A 19945-nucleotide genomic window follows, 5' to 3' on the forward strand; every position below is an offset into this window, starting at 1 on the left:
GGAATGGATCACGGACGGTGCCGGCGAAGATCGCGTATCAGCGCCCGGACGTCCGCGTGATCGGCAGCGTAGCGTGCCTGTGCGAAACGCTGGCTGAGTGAGATGAGTTCCTCGTTTTTGTGCGCTGCGGTGGCGTCGCGTCGCACGCCCGCCACACGCTGCGCCCAGCGCTGCGCCGGCTCGTCCGCGCGGGGCGCCAGATCGAAGCGGCGATAGCGCCGCCCCAGCGCATGCCACTGCCGCAGCAGCGGATCGCGCTCGCGTTCGCCGCGCGCCAGCAGCCAGGCCATGCCCAGCAGCGTGCCACCGCCGGCCAGCGCGAACAGCAGGCCCAGGCGCCCTTCGTCCAGGCGCTCGATGCCGAAGGGCTGCAGCAGCCGGCGCTGGCGCTCGACATCGAAGCCCAGCACCAGATCGTTCCAGCCGCGACGCAGCCAGTCGCTGACCTGCGCGTAGCGGCTCAGGCCGAGCAGGCTCTCGCCCCCGTCGCCACCGGCCTGGGCACGGTCGTCCAACGTGTCGTAGATGCGCTCGGGCGCCACCGCGGCGGTGGGGTCCACCCGCACCCAGCCGCGCTGCGGCAGCCACACCTCGGCCCAGGCGTGCGCGTCCTGGCGGCGCAGGATCCAGTAGCCGCCGCCGAACGGATTGCGCACCCCGCCCACGTAACCGGTGACCACCCGCGCGGGAATGCCGGCCGCACGCATCAGGATCACGAAGGACGAACTGAACTGCTCGCAGAAGCCCTGCCTGGTCTGGAACAGGAACTCGTCGGCCATGTCGCGTCCCGGCAACGGGATGTCCAGCGTGTAGCCGAAGTCCTTGCGGATCCAGGTCAGCGCGCGCTGGACGATGGCCGCATCGCCGTTGGCACCGGCTTCGCCGCGCCACTGCCGGCCCAGCGCGACCGTGCGGGGATTGAGCCCCGGCGGCAGGCGCAGATCGCGCTGCAGCGCCTGCGGCGGCAGCTGCGCATCGAAGCGCGCCGGCGCCTGGCCCTGCATGCGCCAGCGCGTCAGCGAGGCCAGCGGGCGCTGCGCGCTCAGTTCGTAGTCGGCCGACAGCCGCGCGCCTTCGGGCGCCGCGAAGGGTAGGTCCAGCGCGATGAGCTGGCTACGGTCGGTGGGTTCGTAGTCGAGTTGATATTCGTAGCGCGGACCCTGACGCGGCACCTCGGCCGGCGCGCGCCCACCGCTCCAGCCGCGGCGCCACACGCGGCCGTCGAAGTCGTCCAGCACCGGCCCGCGCCAGTACATCTGCGAAGGCGGCGGCGTGGCGCCGAAGAAGGTCACGCGCGCGGCCGGCGTGTCGTCGGCCAACAGGTCGATCCACTCGCCCGGCCGCATGTCGTCGGACAGGCCTGGCCGGCCGACCGCGCGGTCGGGCAGGCCCCACAGCGGGCTGCCCAGGCGCGGGAACAGCCAGAACGTCAGCAGGACCAGCGGCAAGCCCATCAACACAAGCCGGCCGAGCTGCCAGGGGCTGATGCGCGCCGCGCTGGCGCCGCTGGCGTCGAGCAGGCCGGACTCCAGCGCGGCCAGGCGCAGCATGGCCACCAGCGCGCACAGCACCGAGACCAGCCCCAGCGCCATCGTCAGCGGACCCTGATCGAGCAGGAACGCGGCGAACGGCGCGAACAGCGCAAAGCCCACCAGGCTGCGGCCATCGCGCAGCGTGGTGGTCTCGGTGGGCTTGATCGCCAGCATCGCTGCCAGGAGCGCGCAGCCGGTATCGCGGCCGACGCGCGGTCCGGCCGACCACAGCACCGCGGCCAGCGCCGCCAGCGCCAGCAGCACGCGCAGCGGCAGCGGGATGCGCCGCTTCCACGAGGCGCCCGCGCTGAGCACGCCGATCGCCCCGATCGCCAGCGCCGTGCCGCCTGGCAGCTGCAGCAGCAGCGGCAGCAGGCCGAAGCCGGCCGAGGCCAGCGTCCACAGTCGGCTGCGTGCGTCCAGCGCGGGCGAATCGGCGCGCACGCGGCGGCCGATCACGTCCTGCTCCTGGGTAGCAGCGCTAGCGCGCGCAGACACTGGTGGCGATGGGTCGGCCCGCTGGCCGGCCCGATCGGCGGCTGGCCCGGCAACAGCAGGCGCGTGCGCCGCGCCTGGCGTTCGGCCAGCTCGATCCAGTGCGTCAGCCGCGCGATGCGCGCCTCCTGCGGCAGGGCGGCCAGCGCGGACCAGTCCAGCACGACCTCGCGGCCGACCGGGCGTTCGTACTCGCGCACCAGCAAGGTGTCGCGGCGCGCCGAGGGTTTCCAGGCGATGGTGTGCTGCGCATCGCCGGGACGATAGGCGCGCAGGTGGTGCAGCTCTTCGCCGGCCGCGTCCACGCGCGTCTGGCGCGACGCGCCGCCGGGCTCGGGCAGGGGCGGGCCGTCGACTTCCACGGCCGGATAGACCAGCAGCGCCGTCTCGGGCCACACCCACGACCACGCGCGCGCCACGCCCAGCGGCTGGGTAGTGGACAGGCGCAGCCGCGGCAGCGTGAGCCAGCCGCGCGTGGCGGTCGGATAGTCGAGCGTGGCGATGACCTGCTGGCCCTCGTGCAGCGCCGGCACCAGCGCCTCGTCCTGGCCGGCGCGCAGGCGCAGGCCGATGCGCGGGCGCGCATCGCGCGCGGACACGGCCAGCTGCAGCTGCAGCGGCTGGCCGGCATGCACCGGCTCGGCCCCGATCGCGTCGGCGCGCAGACCCGAAAGCTGCAGGTGCGCGGCCATCAGGCTGGCCATCAGCGTCGCGGCCAGCAGCAGCGCCAGCAGCAGGGCCGGGTTGTTGTTGTAGTTCAGCGCGCCCAGCAGCATGACGCCGACCAGGCCGCCGGCGAACAGGCCGAAGCCGGTCGGCAATACATAGACGCGGCGTCGGTCGAGGCTGACCGGCAGCGATTCGGGCGCCTGCGGCCTGGCCATCAGCGCCGCCTTGCTGCGCAGGCGCGCGAGCAACGCCACGCCTCAGTCCACCGCGACGGCTTGGGCGATGGCCTGGGCCAGCTCGGTGGCCGAGACGCCTTCGGCGTCGGGCACCAGGCGATGCGCGGCCACGGCGGCGAACAAGGCCTGCACGTCCTCGGGAATCACATGGTCGCGGCCCAGCAGCAGCGCATGCGCACGCGCGCCGCGCAGCAGCGCCAGGCCGGCGCGGGGCGAGAGGCCCACGCGCACGCCGGGCTGGCGGCGGCTGCGGTTCACCAGCGCCTGCACGTAGTCCAGCAGCGCATCGCTGGCATGCACCTGGGCGACGGCGGCGCGCAGTTCGAGCACCTGCTCCACACCCAGCAGTGGACGCGCCTGGGCGATCAGTTCGCGCCGGTCGCTACCGGCCAGCAGCGCGCGTTCGTCCTTGGGCTCGGGATAGCCCAGCGCCATGCGCAGCAGGAAGCGGTCCAGCTGCGAATCCGGCAGCGGATAGGTGCCCGAAAGATCGACCGGGTTCTGCGTGGCGATGACGAAGAACGGCTCTTCCAGACGGTGCGTGGTGCCGTCCAGCGTGACCTGGTGTTCGGCCATCGCCTCGAGCAGCGCGCTCTGCGTGCGCGGCGGCGCGCGATTGATCTCGTCGGCCAGCAGCACGTGGGTGAAGACTGGGCCGGGATGGAACTGGAAGCGGCGCGCCTGCGCATCGTAGATCGACACGCCCAGGACATCGCCGGGCAACAGGTCGGAGGTGAACTGCACGCGCTGGAAGTTCAATCCCAGCGTGGCCGCCAGCGCATGCGCCAGCGTGGTCTTGCCCAGGCCGGGCAGGTCTTCGATCAGCAGATGGCCATCGGCCAGCAGCGCGACGAAGGCCAGGCGCACCTGGCGCGGCTTGCCCAGCACCAGTCCATTGACCTGCGCCTGGGCCTGCTGCAGAGCCGTCGACAAGGCCTCGGGTAGCATGGGGCGTGCTGAAGACCTGAGCTGCATCATGGCTCCACGTTGTCCTTTTTTTCGAGTGTAGCGGCTATATGAATGAAGAAGCGCGCGCACAGCGCACGTTCCTGGCGCTGTGGATCGTCCTGACTGTCATCAAGGTCATGATCGCCGCGCGCCTGCCGCTGTTCGTCGACGAGGCGTTCTACTGGCAGGAAGGACGCCACCTGGCCGCGGCGTATTCGGACCTGCCTGGACTGACCGCGTGGATGACGCGTCTGGGCACGCTGATCGGTGGACAGCATGTATTAGCCATCCGCCTGCCGTTCCTGCTGCTGTCGGCGCTGCTGCCGTGGCTGCTGGTCGGCATCGGCACGCGCTGGTTCAGCGCGGTGGCCGGCTGGCGCGCGGGCAGCCTGCTGCTGCTGATGCCGCTGTCGGGCAGCCTGGGCATCCTGGCCATTCCCGATGTGCCGATGGCCTTCGCCACGGTCCTGTGCCTGGATGCCGGCGCGCGCCTGCTGCGCCAGATCGATGCGGCCGGCGCAGCCGAGCTCGCGCTCGGCCTGGCCATCGGCGCGCTCAGCCACTATCGCTTCGTCGGCGTGATCGGCACCGGGCTGATCGCGCTGCTGCTGATTCCCGAAGGCCGGCGCGTGCTGCGCGATGTGCGCGTGTGGGTGGCGCTGGCGCTGGGCGTGGCGGCCTGGGCGCCGCTGATCGCCTGGAACATCGAGAACGCCGACGCGGGCTTGCGCTTCCAGCTGGTCGAGCGCCACCCGTGGACCTTCCAGTGGACCGGGCTGTGGTTCCTGCTGGTGCAGGCGGCGCTGGTGACGCCGCTGCTGTTCTTCGCCCTGATCGCGGTGCTGACCCGCGCGCTGCGCAAGGGCGACGCGCTGCCGCCGCAGCGGCGCTACTTCGGGCTGCTGGGCGCGGTGTCGACGATCGGCTTCTTCGTGCTGGGCTTCTTCGCCGATGTCGAACGCGTCAGCTTCCACTGGCCGCTGCCCGGCTATCTCCCCCTGCTGCTGGCCGTGCCGGTGCTGCTGCGCACCTGGTCGCCGTGGCTGCGGCGCGCGACCTGGACGCTGTGCGGGCTGGGCCTGGCCAGCGTGCTGGGCTATTACCTGATCGCCTCGGTACCGCGCTGGCGCGCCGACCTGGCCGGGCAGAAGTTCTATCCCTACAACTTCGCCGGCTGGAACGTGCTGGCCGACGCGGTGCGCGAGGAACTGGCGCGCGCGCCGGAGCCGACCGGCATGCTCGCCGACAACTTCAAGGTCGGCGCCGAGCTGGGCTTCGCGCTGGGCGACGATGCGATCCCGGTGCTCGACCATCCGCTCAACATCAAGCACGGCCGCGCACCACAGCTGCGCCTGTGGGGCCTGCACAGCGACGGCGCCAGCCCGACCGCACAGCTGCTGGTGGTCGGCGCCAGCGAGGTGTCCTACAAGGATCTGCTGGTGCAGTACCACTTCCTGTGCTCGCAGGTCGGGCCGTTGCCGCCGCCGCGGGTGATCAATGTCGACCACGGCCGTCAGCGCTTCCTGCTGTTCCGCCTGCCGCGCCGCGATGCGGCGGCGCTGGAGGCCGCCTGCGCGCAGCCGTGCGTGACCCCGGCGATGGCCTGGATCGATACGCCGGTGGGCGGCGCGGACGTGTCGGGCGTGTTCGACGTGGCGGGGTGGGCGTTCAAGGACGGGGTCGGGCTGGATGCGGTCGAGGTGCTGATCGATGGCCGGGTCGTGGCCCGCGCCCGCTACGGACTGCCCGCGCCGGGCGTGGCCACCTACTGGAAGATCTCCAACGACCCGCAGCATCCGGACGTGGGGTTCCGCGTGCGGCTGGATGCCAGCGGTCTTGCGCCGGGCCAGCACTGGCTGGGACTGCGCCTGCACGGGCGCGACGGCAGCGTGGAGGACTGGTCCGAGCAGCCGATCCGCGTGCGGAAGCCTTGAGGCCGGCGGCGCCGGCCGAACGGTCAGGCCGCTCGGCGGCCATCTGCCAAGGCCGGGGGGTGATGGAGCGGGGCAGGGCGGCGGCGATCGGCGGTCCAGGCCGGGCGCCGGTCCGGCGCATTTGACATGACCAGGCCGGCTCTTTAACATTTTGCGGCTTATGTCCGCGCACGTGCCCGAAACCCTGGATATCTGGCGCATGGTGGCCGGGCGGCGCAGTCTCGAAGGCAGGGTGCCGCTGGCGGCCTTCCGCCGGCTGGACGGGCTGCTGACCGATGCACAGGGCGAGGTGGGCTTCACGATGCAGTTCGATCGCGATGCGCTGCAGGTGCCCTATGTGGAACTGACGATCGATGCCGCGTTGCCGCTGGAATGCCAGCGCAGCCTGCAGCGGTTCCTGTTCCCGGTGTCGATGGTGCAGCGGCTCGGCCTGATCCGGGACGAGGCCGAGGAAGCGGCGTTGCCGCCGGAGATGGAAGCGCTGCTGGTGCCCGAGGACGGCATCCTGCGCACGCTGGACCTGGTGGAGGACGAGCTGGTGCTGGCGGTTCCCGCCGTGCCGATGGATCCGGAATTGCCCGCGGTGGAGCTTGACGCTGCCCCGCAGCAGGAAGAACTGGCGAAGGCCAACCCGTTCGCGGGCCTGGCCTCGCTCAAGAAGAACTGACCGCCCCGCAGGCGGTTGAATCGCAGACACGTTTGGAGCAAGACCATGGCAGTTCAGAAATCCCGCGTCACCCCGTCCCGTCGCGGTCAGCGCCGCGCCCATGACGCCCTCACCGCCAAGCAGCTGGCCACCGACCCGACCACGGGCGAGACCCACATCCGTCACCACGTGACGGCTGACGGCTACTACCGCGGCAAGAAGGTCATCGCGACCAAGTCGGCTGTCGTCGACGAAGAATGAGCCTGACGGCGCGCGTCGTTTAAGCACGCGCGCCCGATCGCCGCATCATTCAGGCCCGTCTTGCGGGTCGCGCAACGGGAATCACGATGAGCCAGCCGGTGACGAACGGTCGTATCTACTCGCGTATCGCAGGCACAGGCAGCTGCCTGCCGGACAAGGTGGTGACCAACGACGATCTGTCCAAGATCGTGGACACCAGCGACGAGTGGATCCGCACCCGCACCGGCATCCGTGAGCGACGCATCGCCGGCGAAGGCGAGACCAGCGCCTCGCTGGGGCACCTGGCCGCCCTGCGCGCGCTGGAAGCCGCCGGCGTGGCGCCGTCCGAGCTGGACATGATCGTGGTGGGCACCACCACGCCGGATCTGGTGTTTCCCTCCACCGCCTGCCTGATCCAGGCCAAGCTGGGCGCCGAAGGCTGCATGGCGCTGGACGTCAACGCGGCCTGCTCGGGCTTCGTCTTCGCCCTGTCGGTGGCCGACAAGTTCATCCGCACCGGCGATGCCCGCACGGTGCTGGTGGTCGGCGCCGAGACCCTGACCCGCATCACCGACTGGAGCGATCGCACCACCTGCGTGCTGTTCGGCGACGGTGCCGGCGCGGTGGTGCTCAAGGCCGATGCGACCACCGGCATCCTCAGCACCCACCTGCATGCCGACGGCAGCAAGAAGGAGCTGCTGTGGAATCCGGTCGGCGTGTCCTCCGGTTTTAAGCCGGAAGAGCCCAATAACGGCTCGCGCATCCTGATGAAGGGCAACGACGTGTTCAAGTACGCCGTCAAGGCGCTGGACGCGGTCGTGGACGAGGCCCTGTCGGCCAATCAGCTCGACAAGACCGACCTGGACTGGCTGGTGCCGCACCAGGCCAACCTGCGCATCATCGAAGCCACCGCCAAGCGTTTGGACATGTCGATGGAGCAGGTGGTGGTCACCGTCGACCGCACCGGCAACACGTCCTCGGCCTCGGTGCCGATCGCGCTGGACGAGGCCGTGCGCGATGGCCGCATCCAGCGCGACCAGTTGGTGCTGCTGGAAGCCTTCGGCGGCGGCTTCACCTGGGGCTCGGTGCTGCTGCGCTTCTGAGCCGTGCTTGCTGGGCCGGCGCCAGGTCGCCCGTCCGCCAGCCACCCGATTTCTTCAGCGATCCAGGGCCGGCGCAAGCCGGCCTTGACGCATGGTGCGTGTTGTCAGGCATGCCTTCGGCCCGTCTGTGCTGAACGCAACGTGGCTTGCGTCCGACCCCAAGTTGTAATTGCGTTAACGCTTCGGGTTTAACATGTTTCCGACATATCGGGTCCAAGCCCGAGGCGCGAGAAACCCCCATGGTCGAACCCATCCTCATCGACGGCCGGCAAGCCTGGCTCAAGCACTACCGCGACGGAGGCAGCCGCCTGCTGTCGCTGGGCGCGCTGAAGTTCATCGCCGACAAGCTCGGCATCGATCCCCTGCGCCCGCCGCCGCACCACGTCGGCGCCGGCGCGCTGGATACCGAGGCCCGCCGCCTGAGCGAGCTGGCCGCGCAACGCGTGCACGTGCCCGAAGTGATCGGCCGCGGCCGCGCCTCGCTGGTGCTCAGCGACAACGGCAAGTCGCTGGCCAGCTGGCTGCGCAATGCGCGCGACGATGCGCAGTGCGATCAACTGGTGCGCCTGGCCCTGGAGGCCATGGCCAAGGCGCATGCGCAGGGCGCCTATCTCGGTCAGCCCTTGCCGCGCAACATGACCTACGACGGCCAGCGCATCGGCTTCATCGACTTCGAGGAAGATCCGCTGGAGGTGATGAACCTGGCCCAGGCGCAGGCGCGCGACTGGCTGATGTTCGGCTATGGCGTGGCGCGCTACTACGAGCACCGGCCCGAGGCGCTGCAGGCGCTGATGCACGAGGCGATGGCGCGCGACGCCAGCGACGTGCAGCAGCAGACCCATCGGGTCACCGGCCGCCTGCAGCGGCTGGCGGCGGTGTGCAATCGCCTGGGGCGCAAGTCGCGCCGGCTGGCGCATGCGCTGCTGGTGCTGCATGCGGCCAGCACCTTCAGCATGCTGATCATCGGCACGCTGGCCATCGACTGGTTCAGCGACGGCGACCTCGACGTGCTGCGTCTGCTGCTGGGATGAGCCGCGCGCCATCGCGAGGCCGACCGCTGGCATACGCCCCAGTACAGACGGCGCGCGCCTTTCACGCTTATCATCGCCGCTCGTTTTTCCCAGCAGGGCGTTTTTGCGCGTGACTGACACCTCACTTGCCTTCGTGTTTCCCGGCCAGGGATCGCAGTCGATCGGCATGCTGGCCGAACTGGCCGAGCTGCACCCGCAGGTGCGCGACACCTTCAACGAGGCCTCCGACGGCGCCGGCACGGACCTGTGGGCGCTCTCGCAGGGCGGCCCGGAAGAACTCCTCAATCGCACCGAATACACCCAGCCGGCCCTGCTGGCCGCGGGCATCGCGGTGTGGCGCCTGTGGCGCAAGGAAGGCGGCCCGACGCCGGCCCGGCTGGCCGGCCACAGCCTGGGCGAGTACACCGCGCTGGTCGCCGCCGGCGCACTGTCGCTGCGGGATGGCGCGCACCTGGTGCGCATCCGCGGTCAGCTGATGCAGGAGGCCGCGCCGGCCGGCGTCGGCGCGATGGCCGCCGTGCTCGGCGCCGAGGACGCGCTGGTGGCCGAGGTCTGCACGCAGGTCTCCGGCAGCAAGGTCGTGGTGCCGGCCAACTACAACTCGCCTGGCCAGATCGTGATCGGCGGCGACGCCGAGGCGGTCGATGCGGCCATCGCCGAACTCAACGCGCGCGGCATCCGCAAGACGGTCAAGCTGGCTGTCAGCGTGCCCTCGCACACCCCGCTGATGCGCGAGGCCGCCAACCGCCTGGCCGAGACCATCAAGGGCCTGTCCTGGCATCTGCCGGCGCTGCCGGTGGTGCAGAACGTCGATGCCCAGGTGCACGATTCGATCGAGTCGATCGCCGAGGCGCTGGTGCGCCAGCTGTATCTGCCGGTGCGCTGGACCGATTGTGTGCAGGCGCTGGCCGCCGGCGGCGCCACGCGCATCGCCGAATGCGGGCCGGGCAAGGTGCTGACCGGCCTGGTCAAGCGCATCGACAAGTCCCTCGACGGCCGCGCGCTGTCCACCCCGGCCGACTTCGCCTCGGCGCTCGAGACCTGGAAGACCGCATGAACGCAGCACTCCCCCTGGCCGGCGAGATCGCCCTGGTGACCGGCGCCAGCCGCGGCATCGGCGCGGCCATCGCCGACACGCTGGCCGCGCAGGGCGCCACCGTCATCGGCACGGCGACCACAGACGCCGGCGCGCAGGCCATCGCCCAGCGCATGGAGACCCTGGGCGGCCATGGCCGTACCCTGGACGTCACCGACGCCGAGGCGGTCGAGGCGCTGATCGATGCCACCGCCAAGGAGTTCGGCCCGGTCTCGATCCTGGTCAACAACGCCGGCATCACCCGCGACAACCTGCTGATGCGGATGAAGGACGAGGACTGGAACGCGATCCTGGACACCAACCTGTCCAGCGTATTCCGCACCTCCAAGGCGGTGATGCGCGGCATGATGAAGGCGCGCCGCGGCCGCATCATCAACATCGCCTCGGTGGTCGGCGTGACCGGCAACCCGGGCCAGACCAACTACGCCGCGGCCAAGGCCGGCATCATCGCCTTCTCCAAGTCGCTGGCCAAGGAGATCGGTTCGCGCGGGGTCACCGTCAACGTGGTGGCGCCCGGGTTCATCGATACCGACATGACCAAGGCGCTGCCCGAGGACGCGCGCGCGGCCCTGCTGGGCCAGATCGCGCTGGGCCAGCTGGGCGAGCCGGCCGACATCGCCAACGCCGTGGCCTTCCTGGCCGGGCCGGGCGCCAAGTACATCACCGGCGAGACCCTGCACGTCAACGGCGGCATGTACATGCCGTAAGGCAAAAATCCGCCCTAAGTGGCTGATTCGCGGGGCGATACGCACACGCGCGCGTAACGTCCTGTTTCCACTACACTATCCCGTGTTTACTACCCACCTCCGTCTGGAGCGAATCCATGAGCAGCATTGAAGAACGCGTCAAGAAGATTGTTGTCGAACAGCTTGGCGTCAAAGAAGAAGAAGTCACCACCAACGCATCGTTCGTGGACGATCTGGGCGCCGACTCGCTGGACACCGTCGAGCTGGTCATGGCGCTGGAAGAAGAGTTCGAGTGCGAAATTCCGGACGAAGAGGCCGAGAAGATCACCTCCGTCCAGCAGGCCATCGACTACGTCAAGGCCCACGTCAAGGCCTGATCGGCGCTGACGCCATGCATCACGCCGGGGCCGCGCTTGCGGCCCCGCGCGCATCTGGTCGCAGGTGCGCCGACATCCCTGTCAACGCCGGTTCTGGACCGGCCTGCAGCATTGCGGAGTAGAACGTTATGAGCCGACGTCGCGTCGTCGTTACCGGCATGGGCATGGTCTCGCCGCTGGGCAACGACCTGGTCACCAGCTGGGACGGCATCAAGAATGGTCGCTCGGGCATCGGCCCGCTGACCTCGTTCGATGCCTCGACCTTCGCCACCCGCATCTGCGGCGAGGTGCGGGATCTGGACATCAGCCAGTTCATCCATCCCAAGGAAGCCAAGAAGATGGATGCCTTCATCCATTACGGCATGGCGGCCTCGCTGATGGCGCTCGAGGACTCGGGACTGGAAGTCACCGAGGCCAACGCCGAACGCATCGGCGCCATGGTCGGTTCGGGCATCGGCGGCATCCTGGGCATCGAGCAGCAGACCGAGAAATACCTGGAGGGCGGCGCGCGCAAGGTCTCGCCGTTCTACATCCCCAGCACGATCATCAACATGCTGCCGGGCCACCTGAGCATCATGAAGGGCCTCAAAGGGCCCGGCTTCTCGGCCGTGTCGGCGTGCGCGACGGCCAACCACTCCATCGGCATGGCCATGCGCACCATCCAGTACGGCGATGCCGACGTGATGGTCTGCGGCGGCGCCGAGCGCGGCTCCTCGCCGACCTCGATGGCCGGCTTCTGCTCGATGAAGGCCATGTCCACCCGCAACGACGATCCGACCCGCGCTTCGCGGCCGTGGGACGCCGAGCGCGACGGCTTCGTCATGGGCGACGGCGCCGGCATCCTGGTGATCGAGGAGTACGAACACGCCAAGGCCCGCGGCGCGCGCATCTACTGCGAGCTGGCCGGCTTCGGCGCCAGCCAGGACGCCTGGCACATGACCGCGCCCAGCGAGAACGGCGACGGCCCGGCACGCTGCATGACCATGGCGATGAAGGACGCCGGGGTGAACCCGGAAGACGTGGCCTACCTCAACGCGCACGGTACCTCCACGCCGCTGGGCGACCTGGCCGAGACCCTGGCGATGAAGCGCGCCATGGGCCATCACGCCTACAAGATGATGGTCAGCTCGACCAAGTCGATGACCGGTCACCTGCTCGGCGCCGCCGGCGGTGTGGAGGCCATCTTCTCGGTGATGGCGCTGCACGAGGGCGTGATCCCGCCGACCATCAATTTGGACAACCCGGGCGAGGGCTGCGATCTGGACTACGTGCCCAACGTGGCGCGCGAGAAGCAGATCGACGTGGCCATGTCCAACGGCTTCGGCTTCGGCGGGACCAACGGCACGCTGGTGTTCAAGCGCCTCTGAGCGTGCCGCGCCATGCAACACCCGCATCGGGAGCGGCCTTGAGGCCGCTCCCGATGTGCATTGCGGGATGACGATGCTTCCATGCTGATCCACGACCTGCCCGGCGATACTGACCTGCTGGCTCTGCAGCGCAGCGCGCCGGCGCGCTATCCGCTGCTGATGGAGTCGGTCGCGTCCGGCACGGTGCATGGGCGCTGGGACCTGCTGCTGGCGAGCACGGGCGAAGGCCTGCGCCTGGGCGGCGATGGCGTGACCCGCACGCTGGACGGCGCGCCGCTGGATGGCGAGTTCCTCGCGCTGCTCGATGCCGCGTGGCAGCCGCTGCGCACGGCGCATGCGGCCTCGCCCTGGCCGTTCCACGGCGGCTGGGCGCTAATGCTGGATTACGAGCTGGCCGCGCAGGTCGAGCCGGTGCTGGCCCTGCCGCAGGGCGAGGGCGCCGGTCCGGTGGCCTTGGCGCTGCGGTGCCCCGCCGCGGTGCTGCGCGATCGCGCGAGCGGCCGCTGCGTGGCCGTGGCCGAGCCTGGGTGTGAGGCGCTGCTGGAGCTGATCGCCGCGGATCTGGCGCGGGCGGCGACGCTGCCGGCGCCGGTCTGGCACGCGCCCGAGGTGCTGCACGAGGACGCGCCCGAGCGCTTCACCGAGGGCGTGCGCCGCATCCTGGACTACCTGGTCGCCGGCGACGTGTTCCAGGTGAATCTCTCGCGCGGCTGGCAGGCGCGCTTCGCGCCGCGGCTGGAGCCGGCCGCGCTGTACACGCGGCTGCGGGCCAGCAATCCGGCGCCGTTCGCCGGGCTGTTCCAGTACGACGGACACGCCGTGGTCAGTGCCTCGCCCGAGCGGCTGGTGTCGGTGCGCGAGGGCGTGGTGGAAACGCGCCCGATCGCCGGCACCCGCCCGCGCTTCGCCGGCGACGACGATGCCGCGCGCATCCGCGAGCTGGTCGGCCACCCCAAGGAACGCGCCGAGCACGTGATGCTGATCGACCTGGAGCGCAACGACCTGGGCCGGGTGTGCAGGCCGGGCACGGTCGAGGTCGACGAGCTGATGACGGTGGAAAGCTATGCCCACGTGCATCACATCGTCAGCAACGTGCGCGGCCGGCTGCGCGCCGGGGTCACGCCGGGGCAGGTGATCGCCGCGACCTTTCCCGGCGGCACCATCAGCGGGTGCCCCAAGGTGCGCTGCATGCAGATCATCGCCGAGCTGGAGCAGACCCCGCGCGGGGCCTACACCGGCGCATTCGGCTGGCTGGGGCGCGATGGCGAAATGGACCTCAACATCCTGATCCGCAGCGCGCAGCTGGACCAGGACGCGCACGGCACCACGCTGCGCTTCCGCACCGGCGCCGGCATCGTGGTCGATTCGGACCCGCAGGCCGAGCTGGACGAGACCCGGGCCAAGGCGCGCGGGATGCTGCTGGCGCTGGGGCAGGCGTGAGCGAGGAGCGGTGAGGAGCGAGCGGAAGCCGAATTCCGGCCCTGGCTCACCTCGCTCCCCGCTCCGCTGCGCTCACTTCTCCGGCTGGTATCCTGCCGCCCACTTCCGTCATTCCCCCGAATCGCCGTGGCGTCAGGTTGCAAGCGCGGTTGCCGCGCCCTCGTGTTCCTCCTCGTGCTGCTGGCGCTGGCCGTGGCCGCCGTCGGCGTGTGGGGCTGGCAGCACTACCAGGCCTTCCAGTCGCAGCCGCTGCCGGGGCTGAAGCCCGACCAGGTGGCGCAGGTGCGCCAGGGCGACAGCTTCCGCGGCGTGCTGGCGCACCTGCGCGCGCAGGGCATCACCACCGGTGCCGACATCGAGTGGCAGCTGCTGGCGCGTCAGCTCGACGCGGCCGGCAAGCTCAAGGTCGGCGAGTACGCGCTCGAACCCGGCGTGACCACGCCGCGTTCGCTGCTGCAGGCCATGCGCGCCGGCCGCACGATCCAGTACCGCTTCACCATCGTCGAAGGCTGGAACATCCGCCAGCTGCGCGCCGCGCTCAACGCCGCCACGCCGCTGCGTCACCAGACCATGCAGCTGGACGACGCGGCGCTGATGGCGCAGCTCGGCCACCCCGGACAGCATCCGGAAGGTCGGTTCCTGCCCGAGACCTATCTCTATGCGCGCGGCGATTCGGACCTGGAGGTGCTCAAGCGCGCCCACGAGGCCATGGACAAGACGCTGGCCGCGCTGTGGGCCACCCGTGCGCCCGAGCTGCCGCTGGGCTCGCCCGAGCAGGCGCTGACCCTGGCCTCGATCGTCGAGAAGGAGACCGGCATCGCCGAGGAGCGCGCGCAGATCGCCGGGGTGTTCGTGCGTCGCCTGCAGTTGGGCATGAAGTTGCAGACCGACCCGACCGTGATCTACGGCATCGGCAGCCGCTATGACGGCAACATCCGCCGCAGCGACCTGACCACCGATACGCCGTACAACACCTATACGCGCACCGGGCTGACGCCCACGCCGATCGCCATGCCCGGCCGCGCCGCGCTGGAGGCCGCGCTGCATCCGGCCCAGGGCGACGCGCTGTACTTCGTCGCGCTGGGCGACGGCAGCGGGCGGCATGTGTTCTCGGCCACGCTGGACCAGCACAACGCGGCCGTGCGCCAGTATCTGGACCGCTTGCGCCGCCCGCCGCTGCCGGAGGACGCCGCCACGGCGCCCGGTGACGCCCAGGCCGCCCCGGCGCAGGACGCCAAGGCCAGGCAGCCGTGAGCGCGCGTCCGCTCGAACACCGGCACTTCCTCAGCCTGGAAGGCGGCGAGGGTGCCGGCAAGACCAGCGCGCTGGGCGCGATCCGCGAGACCCTGCAGGCGGCCGGGCACGAGGTGCTGCTGACCCGCGAACCGGGCGGCACGCCGCTGGCCGAGCGCATGCGCGACATCGTGCTGCAGCCGGGCGACGAAGCCCTGGCGCCGGAGGCCGAACTGCTGCTGATGTTCGCCGCGCGCGCGCAGCACGTGCAGCGCGTGATCGCCCCGGCGCTGGCGCGTGGCGCCTGGGTGGTGAGCGATCGCTTCACCGATTCCAGCTACGCCTACCAGGTGCATGGGCGCGGCCTGGATCGCGCGCTGGTGGAAGACCTGGAGCAGCGCGTGGTGCATGTGGCGCCGGCGCTGACCCTGCTGCTGGACCTGGACGTGCGCGTGGGCCGCGCGCGCACCGCCGGCCGCGACCTGTGGCCGGACCGCATCGAGCGCGAGCAGGACGACTTCTTCGAACGGGTGCGCGAAGGCTACCGCCGGCGCGCGCAGGCCTTCCCGCAGCGTTTCCGCGTGATCGACGCGGCGCAGTCGCCGCAGGACGTGGCCGCGGCCGTGCGCCAGGCCGTGCAGACGTGGTTGGACACGCAGGCATGAGCGCGGCCGCGTTCACGCCCTGGCAGCAGCGCGCCTACGATCAGGCGCTGGCCGCGCTGCAGGCCGGGCGTTTGGGCCACGCGCTGGTGCTGGCCGGTCCGGCGGGCGTGGGCAAGCGTGCGGTCGCCGATCGCCTGGCGCGCTACGTGCTCAGCGCGGGCGCGCCCGATGGCGACAACCGCGACACCCAGCTGATCGATGCCGGCACCCATCCGGACCTGCAGCGGGTGTCCTTCATCCCCACGCGCGATGGCACCAAGCTGCGCACCGAGATCGTGATCGACCAGATCCGCGAGCTCTCGCAGAAGCTCTCGCTGACCCCGCAGTACGGCCGCGCGCAGGTGGCGATCATCGATCCGGCCGACGCGGTCAACACCGCGGCCTGGAACGCCCTGCTCAAGACGCTGGAAGAGCCCCAGCCCGGCCGCTATCTTTGGTTGCTCAGTGCCGAGCCCATGCGCCTGCCGGCCACCATCCGCAGTCGCTGCCAGCGGCTGGAGATCCGCCTGCCGGCGCGCGAGGAGGCGCTGGCCTGGCTGGCGGCGCAGGATTATCCGCACGGCGCGGCGGCCGAGGCGCTGGACGCCGCGCGCGGGCATCCCGGCCTGGCGCTGTCGTGGCTGGCCGAGGGCGGCATGGCGCTGCGCCGCGAGGTCGCCAGCGATCTGGCCAAGCTCGAACGCGGCCAGGTGTCGGCGGTCGAGACCGCCCAGCGCTGGGCCGGCGACGAGCACGCCGCGCTGCGCCTGCGCTTCGCCGCCGAGCTGGCGCTGACCCAGTCGGCCGATGCGGCCTTGACCGATCCGGCGCGATTGAACAAGCTGGCCGCGTGGTTCGACGCGGCCAACCGCACGCGCGACCTGCTGCGCACCACGGTGCGCGCCGACCTGGCGATCGTGGACCTGTTGCTTGCCTGGCGCGGCACGCGTGATGCGTCGAATGGAGGACGAGGATGAATGCAACAAAGGGCGGCATCCTGTCGCTGACGGTGAAGGACAAGGCCCAGCTGTACAGCGCCTACATTCCCTTCGTGCGCAACGGCGGCATCTTCGTGCCCACGCCCAAGCGTTACTTCCTCGGCGACGAGGTGTTCGTGCTGCTGACCTTGCCCGAGTCCAGCGAGCGCCTGCCGGTGGCCGGCAAGGTGATCTGGGTGACGCCGGTCGGCGCCCAGGGCGCCCGCACGGCAGGCATCGGCGTGCAGTTCAGCGAAGGCGGTGAGGGCGACGCGGTCCGCAACCGCATCGAGACCCTGCTGGCCGGCACCCTCAACGCCGACAAGCCGACGCACACGATGTGAGCGCGCGCCGAGGTGGGAGCACCTGCCTCACATCGCATCGCGGCCTACTTGTAGAGCGGAGCTCGCTCCGCTGCACTTCAGCCAGATCGTCTGGAAGCCCCAGCGGAGCAAGCTCCGCTCTACGCTGTGTTGTTCTACAGCCCCTTGAACAGGTTGCCGATCAGCAGCACGACCAGCCCGGCGCAGACCAGCCAGAACGCGTACGGCACCAGCGCCGGGATGTAGTGCAGCTTGGCCGCCACGCCCAGGCCCCCGAGCAGCAGCGAGAGGAAGAACATGCCGGAGGTCGGTGGGGACAGATTGAACATGGGCGATCGGCTCGCGGTCTTTCGTCAGGGCTGAGGCGCCATGATGCCGCAACGCGCCGCCGGGCGGCAGGGCTTGGCTTGATGCTCAAAGCTTGGAGATGCATTCGAAGGCGCTTAAGAAGGCGCCGAGCCCAGCCTTGCTGCGTGCTTTGCTGACCGATCCGCTTTGCACTCGACGCCATCAAGAACACCACTACCGTCGTTCCCGCGAAGGCGGGAACCCAGTGGCTTTCGCAGCGAGCGTCAGAAGCGCTGGATGGTCAGACACGCGTCTGCCAAGAGCCCCTCCCGCGTTCGCGGGAATGATGAGTTTTTAGGTCGTTCTATCCGGCACAGTGCCGCGCTAGGACACCCACCGCCGCAGCGGCTTACGCCACCGGCTCGCGCAGCACGGGGTTGTCCCAGCCCGGGCGCGGGGCGAAGCGATCGCCGTGGCGGGCCTGCAGGGCGCGCAGGCGTTCCAGCAGAGCATCGGCGCCGGCGGCACGGATGTGCTGGATCGGACCGCCGCGGAAAGGCGCGAAGCCGGTGCCGAAGATCACGCCGGCATCCAGCAGGTCGGCATCGGCCACCACGCCGTCGTGCAGGCAGGCCACCGCCTCGTTGAGCAGCGGCAGGATCAGGCGATCCTCCAGATCGGCCGGGGCTTGGTAGTCCTTGGGCACTTCGGGTTTGACCGCGCGCCCGTTCTCCCACTTGTACAGGCCTTGGCCGTCCTTCTTGCCGCGCTTGTCCGGCTCGACCGTGGCCAGCGCCGCCGGCACCTGCAGGCCGAGGAAGGGCGAAAGCTCCTTGCCCACGCCGGCGGCCACGTCCAGGCCGACGGTGTCGATCAGTTCGATCGGGCCCATCGGCATGCCGAACTTCACCGCCGCCTTGTCGATCACCGGGCCGGGGATGCCTTCGGCATAGGCGTTGGCCGCCTCGAGCATGTACGGGAACAGCACGCGGTTGACCAGGAAGCCCGGCGTGCCGGCCACCGGCACCGGGAACTTGTCCAGCGCCTTGCAGAACGCGGCCAGGCGCTGCACGGTCTCCGGCGCGATGGTGTCGTGCTGGACGATCTCCACCAGCGGCATCATCGCCACCGGATTGAAGTAGTGCAGGCCACCGAACTGCGCCGGCTTGTCGATGTGCTCGCGCAGTTCGACCAGCGGGATCGAGGAGGTGTTGGTGGTCAGCAGCGCGTCGGGCTTGAGATTGGGTTCCAGGGTTTCGTACAGCGCGCGCTTGGCTTCCGGGTTCTCGATGATGGCCTCGATCACCAGGTCCGCGCTGGCCACACCCGCGCCGGCCAGGTCGGCCTTCAGGCGCGCGGCCACGGCCGGACGCTTGGCCGGGTCCTTGACCTTCTTCTCGAACAGCGCCTGGGCGCGGGTCATGGCCGGGTCGATGAAGCGCTGCTCGCGATCCTGCAGGGTGACCTCAAAGCCCTTGTAGGCCGACCAGGCGGCGATATCGCCGCCCATCACGCCGGCGCCGACCACATGCACGTGCTTGATCCCATGCTCCTTGCCCCCCAGCCCCTTGAGGCGTTCGGTGAGGAAGAAGATGCGGATCAGGTTGCGCGCGGTCGGCGTGCCGGCCAGCTTGACCACCGCGCGGCGCTCGGCATCCAGGCGCGCGCCGATGCCCTGGCCGCCGCTGCGCTCCCACACGTTGATCAGCGCGTATGGCGCCGGGTACTGGTCCTTGCGCGCCTTGCGCGCGACCTGCTTGGCCATCTGCGGCGCCAGCAGCTTGCGCGCCGGCCAAGTGTTGGTGGCCCAAGCGGTGGCGCGCTGCTTGAACGGGCGCACCGTGCCCTTGAGCGCCAGCGACACGGCGGTATCGATCAGCACCGCCTTGTCCACGACCTTGTCGACCAGGCCCAGGCCGCGCGCGGCGCTGGCCGAGACGGTGCGGCCGGTGAGCATCAGGTCCATCGCCGCCGGCGCGCCGATCAGGCGCGGCAGGCGCGCACTGCCGCCCCAGCCGGGGAAGATGCCGAGCTTGGTCTCGGGCAGGCCGATGCGCGTGGACGCATCGTTGGACGCCACGCGATAGCGGCAGGCCAGCGAGATCTCGGTGCCGCCGCCCATGCAGAAGCCATGGATGGCCGCCACGGTCGGGCAGGGCAGTTCGGACAGCTTCTGGAACACCATCTGGCCACGCCGGATCGCGTCGTTGACCGTGCCGCGGCGGTCGAACTCCTGGAACTCCTTCAGATCGGCGCCTGCGATGAAGCCGCTGGCCTTGGCCGAGGCCACCACCACGCCCTTGGGGGGGTCGATAGCCAGGCGTTCGATGATGTCGCCCAGCTCGATCAGCACGTCCTGCGAGAAGGCGTTGACCGAGGCATCCTGACGATCCAGCCACAGGACGACCACACCTTCCGGACGGCTCTCCGTGCGCCAGTGACTGAATCGAAGCCCATCGAAGCTGGCTGCCATGAGCGGGACCATCCGTTGCAGTATGGGAAGACCGTTATGATCGGGAGCTTGTCTGGGTCGCGTCAAATCCCCACGTTCGAGGCTCCACCGCCGACAGGCCTGCCACGCGCGATGCGTTACTTTTCCGCTCCGAACCCCTTGCAGCAGGACTGCCATGCCGCCGGTGAACTTTTTTGCGTCGCCGCGGTCTCAGGATCCGGCTCATGA

At 70.2% G+C, this 19945-nt stretch carries 19 protein-coding genes; 14 read left to right on the forward strand and 5 right to left on the reverse strand.

Features of this window, described 5'->3' with window-relative positions:
- Positions 1-8: 8 nt before the first annotated feature.
- Genes EAT51_RS15655 through EAT51_RS15665 form a run of 3 tightly spaced genes read right to left on the reverse strand, consistent with a single transcriptional unit; the run spans position 9 to position 3907 of the window.
- The gene (locus EAT51_RS15655; protein ID WP_228257970.1) at positions 9-1976 is read right to left on the reverse strand and encodes a transglutaminase TgpA family protein; all 1968 of its coding nucleotides are present in this window, start codon (positions 1974-1976) and stop codon (positions 9-11) included.
- 11 nt (positions 1977-1987) lie between these two features.
- A complete protein-coding gene (locus EAT51_RS15660; protein ID WP_425478179.1) occupies positions 1988-2944 on the reverse strand; it encodes a DUF58 domain-containing protein in 957 nt (318 codons plus the stop codon).
- A gap of 9 nt (positions 2945-2953) precedes the next feature.
- Positions 2954-3907 carry an AAA family ATPase gene (locus EAT51_RS15665; protein WP_130520212.1) on the reverse strand — a complete coding sequence of 318 codons (954 nt, stop codon included), beginning with the start codon at positions 3905-3907 and terminating at the stop codon, positions 2954-2956.
- A 41-nt stretch (positions 3908-3948) separates the two neighbouring features.
- On the opposite strand from EAT51_RS15665, the gene EAT51_RS15670 reads away from it, so the two are divergent.
- The 14 genes from EAT51_RS15670 (at position 3949) to EAT51_RS15735 (ending at position 16998) form a co-directional block, all read left to right on the forward strand.
- Positions 3949-5814: an ArnT family glycosyltransferase gene (locus EAT51_RS15670; protein WP_130520071.1), complete on the forward strand. Its 1866-nt coding sequence runs from the start codon at positions 3949-3951 to the stop codon at positions 5812-5814.
- Between the two features lie 160 nt (positions 5815-5974).
- Positions 5975-6481 carry a YceD family protein gene (locus tag EAT51_RS15675; protein ID WP_130520073.1) on the forward strand — a complete coding sequence of 169 codons (507 nt, stop codon included), beginning with the start codon at positions 5975-5977 and terminating at the stop codon, positions 6479-6481.
- A 45-nt stretch (positions 6482-6526) separates the two neighbouring features.
- On the forward strand, positions 6527-6721 hold the full coding sequence (gene rpmF / locus EAT51_RS15680) for a 50S ribosomal protein L32 (RefSeq protein WP_130520075.1): 195 nt from the start codon (positions 6527-6529) through the stop codon (positions 6719-6721).
- Positions 6722-6807: 86 nt separating this feature from the next.
- Complete coding sequence (locus EAT51_RS15685; RefSeq protein ID WP_130520076.1) at positions 6808-7803, forward strand: beta-ketoacyl-ACP synthase III; 996 nt, start codon at positions 6808-6810, stop codon at positions 7801-7803.
- A 239-nt stretch (positions 7804-8042) separates the two neighbouring features.
- Positions 8043-8834, forward strand: coding sequence for a BUD32 family EKC/KEOPS complex subunit (locus EAT51_RS15690; protein ID WP_130520078.1), 792 nt, complete (start codon positions 8043-8045; stop codon positions 8832-8834).
- A gap of 109 nt (positions 8835-8943) precedes the next feature.
- Positions 8944-9891 carry an ACP S-malonyltransferase gene (gene fabD, locus EAT51_RS15695; protein ID WP_130520080.1) on the forward strand — a complete coding sequence of 316 codons (948 nt, stop codon included), beginning with the start codon at positions 8944-8946 and terminating at the stop codon, positions 9889-9891.
- Complete coding sequence (gene fabG / locus EAT51_RS15700; RefSeq protein ID WP_130520082.1) at positions 9888-10637, forward strand: 3-oxoacyl-ACP reductase FabG; 750 nt, start codon at positions 9888-9890, stop codon at positions 10635-10637. Before fabD ends, fabG begins: the two co-directional genes overlap by 4 nt.
- 116 nt (positions 10638-10753) lie before the next feature.
- Positions 10754-10993: an acyl carrier protein gene (gene acpP / locus EAT51_RS15705; protein ID WP_130520084.1), complete on the forward strand. Its 240-nt coding sequence runs from the start codon at positions 10754-10756 to the stop codon at positions 10991-10993.
- 128 nt (positions 10994-11121) lie between these two features.
- Positions 11122-12360 (forward strand): beta-ketoacyl-ACP synthase II, encoded by a 1239-nt coding sequence (gene fabF / locus EAT51_RS15710; protein WP_130520086.1) that lies wholly within the window; start codon positions 11122-11124, stop codon positions 12358-12360.
- Positions 12361-12441: 81 nt separating this feature from the next.
- Entirely contained in the window at positions 12442-13800 is a 1359-nt protein-coding gene (locus tag EAT51_RS15715; RefSeq protein WP_130520088.1) for an aminodeoxychorismate synthase component I, read from the forward strand.
- Between the two features lie 120 nt (positions 13801-13920).
- The gene (mltG, locus tag EAT51_RS15720) at positions 13921-15054 is read left to right on the forward strand and encodes an endolytic transglycosylase MltG (protein ID WP_425478178.1); all 1134 of its coding nucleotides are present in this window, start codon (positions 13921-13923) and stop codon (positions 15052-15054) included.
- Positions 15051-15698 carry a dTMP kinase gene (tmk, locus tag EAT51_RS15725; RefSeq protein ID WP_130520092.1) on the forward strand — a complete coding sequence of 216 codons (648 nt, stop codon included), beginning with the start codon at positions 15051-15053 and terminating at the stop codon, positions 15696-15698. The genes mltG and tmk overlap by 4 nt, the downstream gene beginning before the upstream one ends.
- Positions 15695-16654, forward strand: coding sequence for a DNA polymerase III subunit delta' (locus EAT51_RS15730; protein WP_130520094.1), 960 nt, complete (start codon positions 15695-15697; stop codon positions 16652-16654). The genes tmk and EAT51_RS15730 overlap by 4 nt, the downstream gene beginning before the upstream one ends.
- Positions 16651-16998 (forward strand): PilZ domain-containing protein, encoded by a 348-nt coding sequence (locus tag EAT51_RS15735; RefSeq protein WP_130520096.1) that lies wholly within the window; start codon positions 16651-16653, stop codon positions 16996-16998. The genes EAT51_RS15730 and EAT51_RS15735 overlap by 4 nt, the downstream gene beginning before the upstream one ends.
- Before the next feature lie 134 nt (positions 16999-17132).
- Here EAT51_RS15735 and EAT51_RS20335 read toward each other — a convergent pair whose 3' ends face one another.
- Positions 17133-17306, reverse strand: a complete 174-nt coding sequence (locus EAT51_RS20335; protein WP_165394575.1) for a hypothetical protein — start codon at positions 17304-17306, stop codon at positions 17133-17135.
- 368 nt (positions 17307-17674) lie between these two features.
- Entirely contained in the window at positions 17675-19738 is a 2064-nt protein-coding gene (locus EAT51_RS15740) for a 3-hydroxyacyl-CoA dehydrogenase NAD-binding domain-containing protein (protein ID WP_130520098.1), read from the reverse strand.
- Positions 19739-19945 lie beyond the last annotated feature (207 nt).

It is taken from the genome of Pseudoxanthomonas winnipegensis, from assembly GCF_004283755.1.
GTDB lineage: Bacteria > Pseudomonadota > Gammaproteobacteria > Xanthomonadales > Xanthomonadaceae > Pseudoxanthomonas_A > Pseudoxanthomonas_A winnipegensis.

What these genes read in the sequence shown, in the direction of transcription:
- EAT51_RS15685 (WP_130520076.1), top strand. Translation starts at nt 6,808, where the DNA reads ATGAGCCAGCCGGTGACGAACGGTCGTATCTACTCGCGTATCGCAGGC.
- acpP (WP_130520084.1), top strand. Translation starts at nt 10,754, where the DNA reads ATGAGCAGCATTGAAGAACGCGTCAAGAAGATTGTTGTCGAACAGCTT.
- fabG (WP_130520082.1), top strand. Translation starts at nt 9,888, where the DNA reads ATGAACGCAGCACTCCCCCTGGCCGGCGAGATCGCCCTGGTGACCGGC.
- EAT51_RS15690 (WP_130520078.1), top strand. Translation starts at nt 8,043, where the DNA reads ATGGTCGAACCCATCCTCATCGACGGCCGGCAAGCCTGGCTCAAGCAC.
- EAT51_RS15715 (WP_130520088.1), top strand. Translation starts at nt 12,442, where the DNA reads ATGCTGATCCACGACCTGCCCGGCGATACTGACCTGCTGGCTCTGCAG.
- EAT51_RS20335 (WP_165394575.1), bottom strand. Translation starts at nt 17,306, where the DNA reads ATGTTCAATCTGTCCCCACCGACCTCCGGCATGTTCTTCCTCTCGCTG.
- EAT51_RS15730 (WP_130520094.1), top strand. Translation starts at nt 15,695, where the DNA reads ATGAGCGCGGCCGCGTTCACGCCCTGGCAGCAGCGCGCCTACGATCAG.
- EAT51_RS15675 (WP_130520073.1), top strand. Translation starts at nt 5,975, where the DNA reads ATGTCCGCGCACGTGCCCGAAACCCTGGATATCTGGCGCATGGTGGCC.
- rpmF (WP_130520075.1), top strand. Translation starts at nt 6,527, where the DNA reads ATGGCAGTTCAGAAATCCCGCGTCACCCCGTCCCGTCGCGGTCAGCGC.
- fabF (WP_130520086.1), top strand. Translation starts at nt 11,122, where the DNA reads ATGAGCCGACGTCGCGTCGTCGTTACCGGCATGGGCATGGTCTCGCCG.
- EAT51_RS15665 (WP_130520212.1), bottom strand. Translation starts at nt 3,907, where the DNA reads ATGCAGCTCAGGTCTTCAGCACGCCCCATGCTACCCGAGGCCTTGTCG.
- EAT51_RS15735 (WP_130520096.1), top strand. Translation starts at nt 16,651, where the DNA reads ATGAATGCAACAAAGGGCGGCATCCTGTCGCTGACGGTGAAGGACAAG.
- EAT51_RS15740 (WP_130520098.1), bottom strand. Translation starts at nt 19,738, where the DNA reads ATGGCAGCCAGCTTCGATGGGCTTCGATTCAGTCACTGGCGCACGGAG.
- EAT51_RS15670 (WP_130520071.1), top strand. Translation starts at nt 3,949, where the DNA reads ATGAATGAAGAAGCGCGCGCACAGCGCACGTTCCTGGCGCTGTGGATC.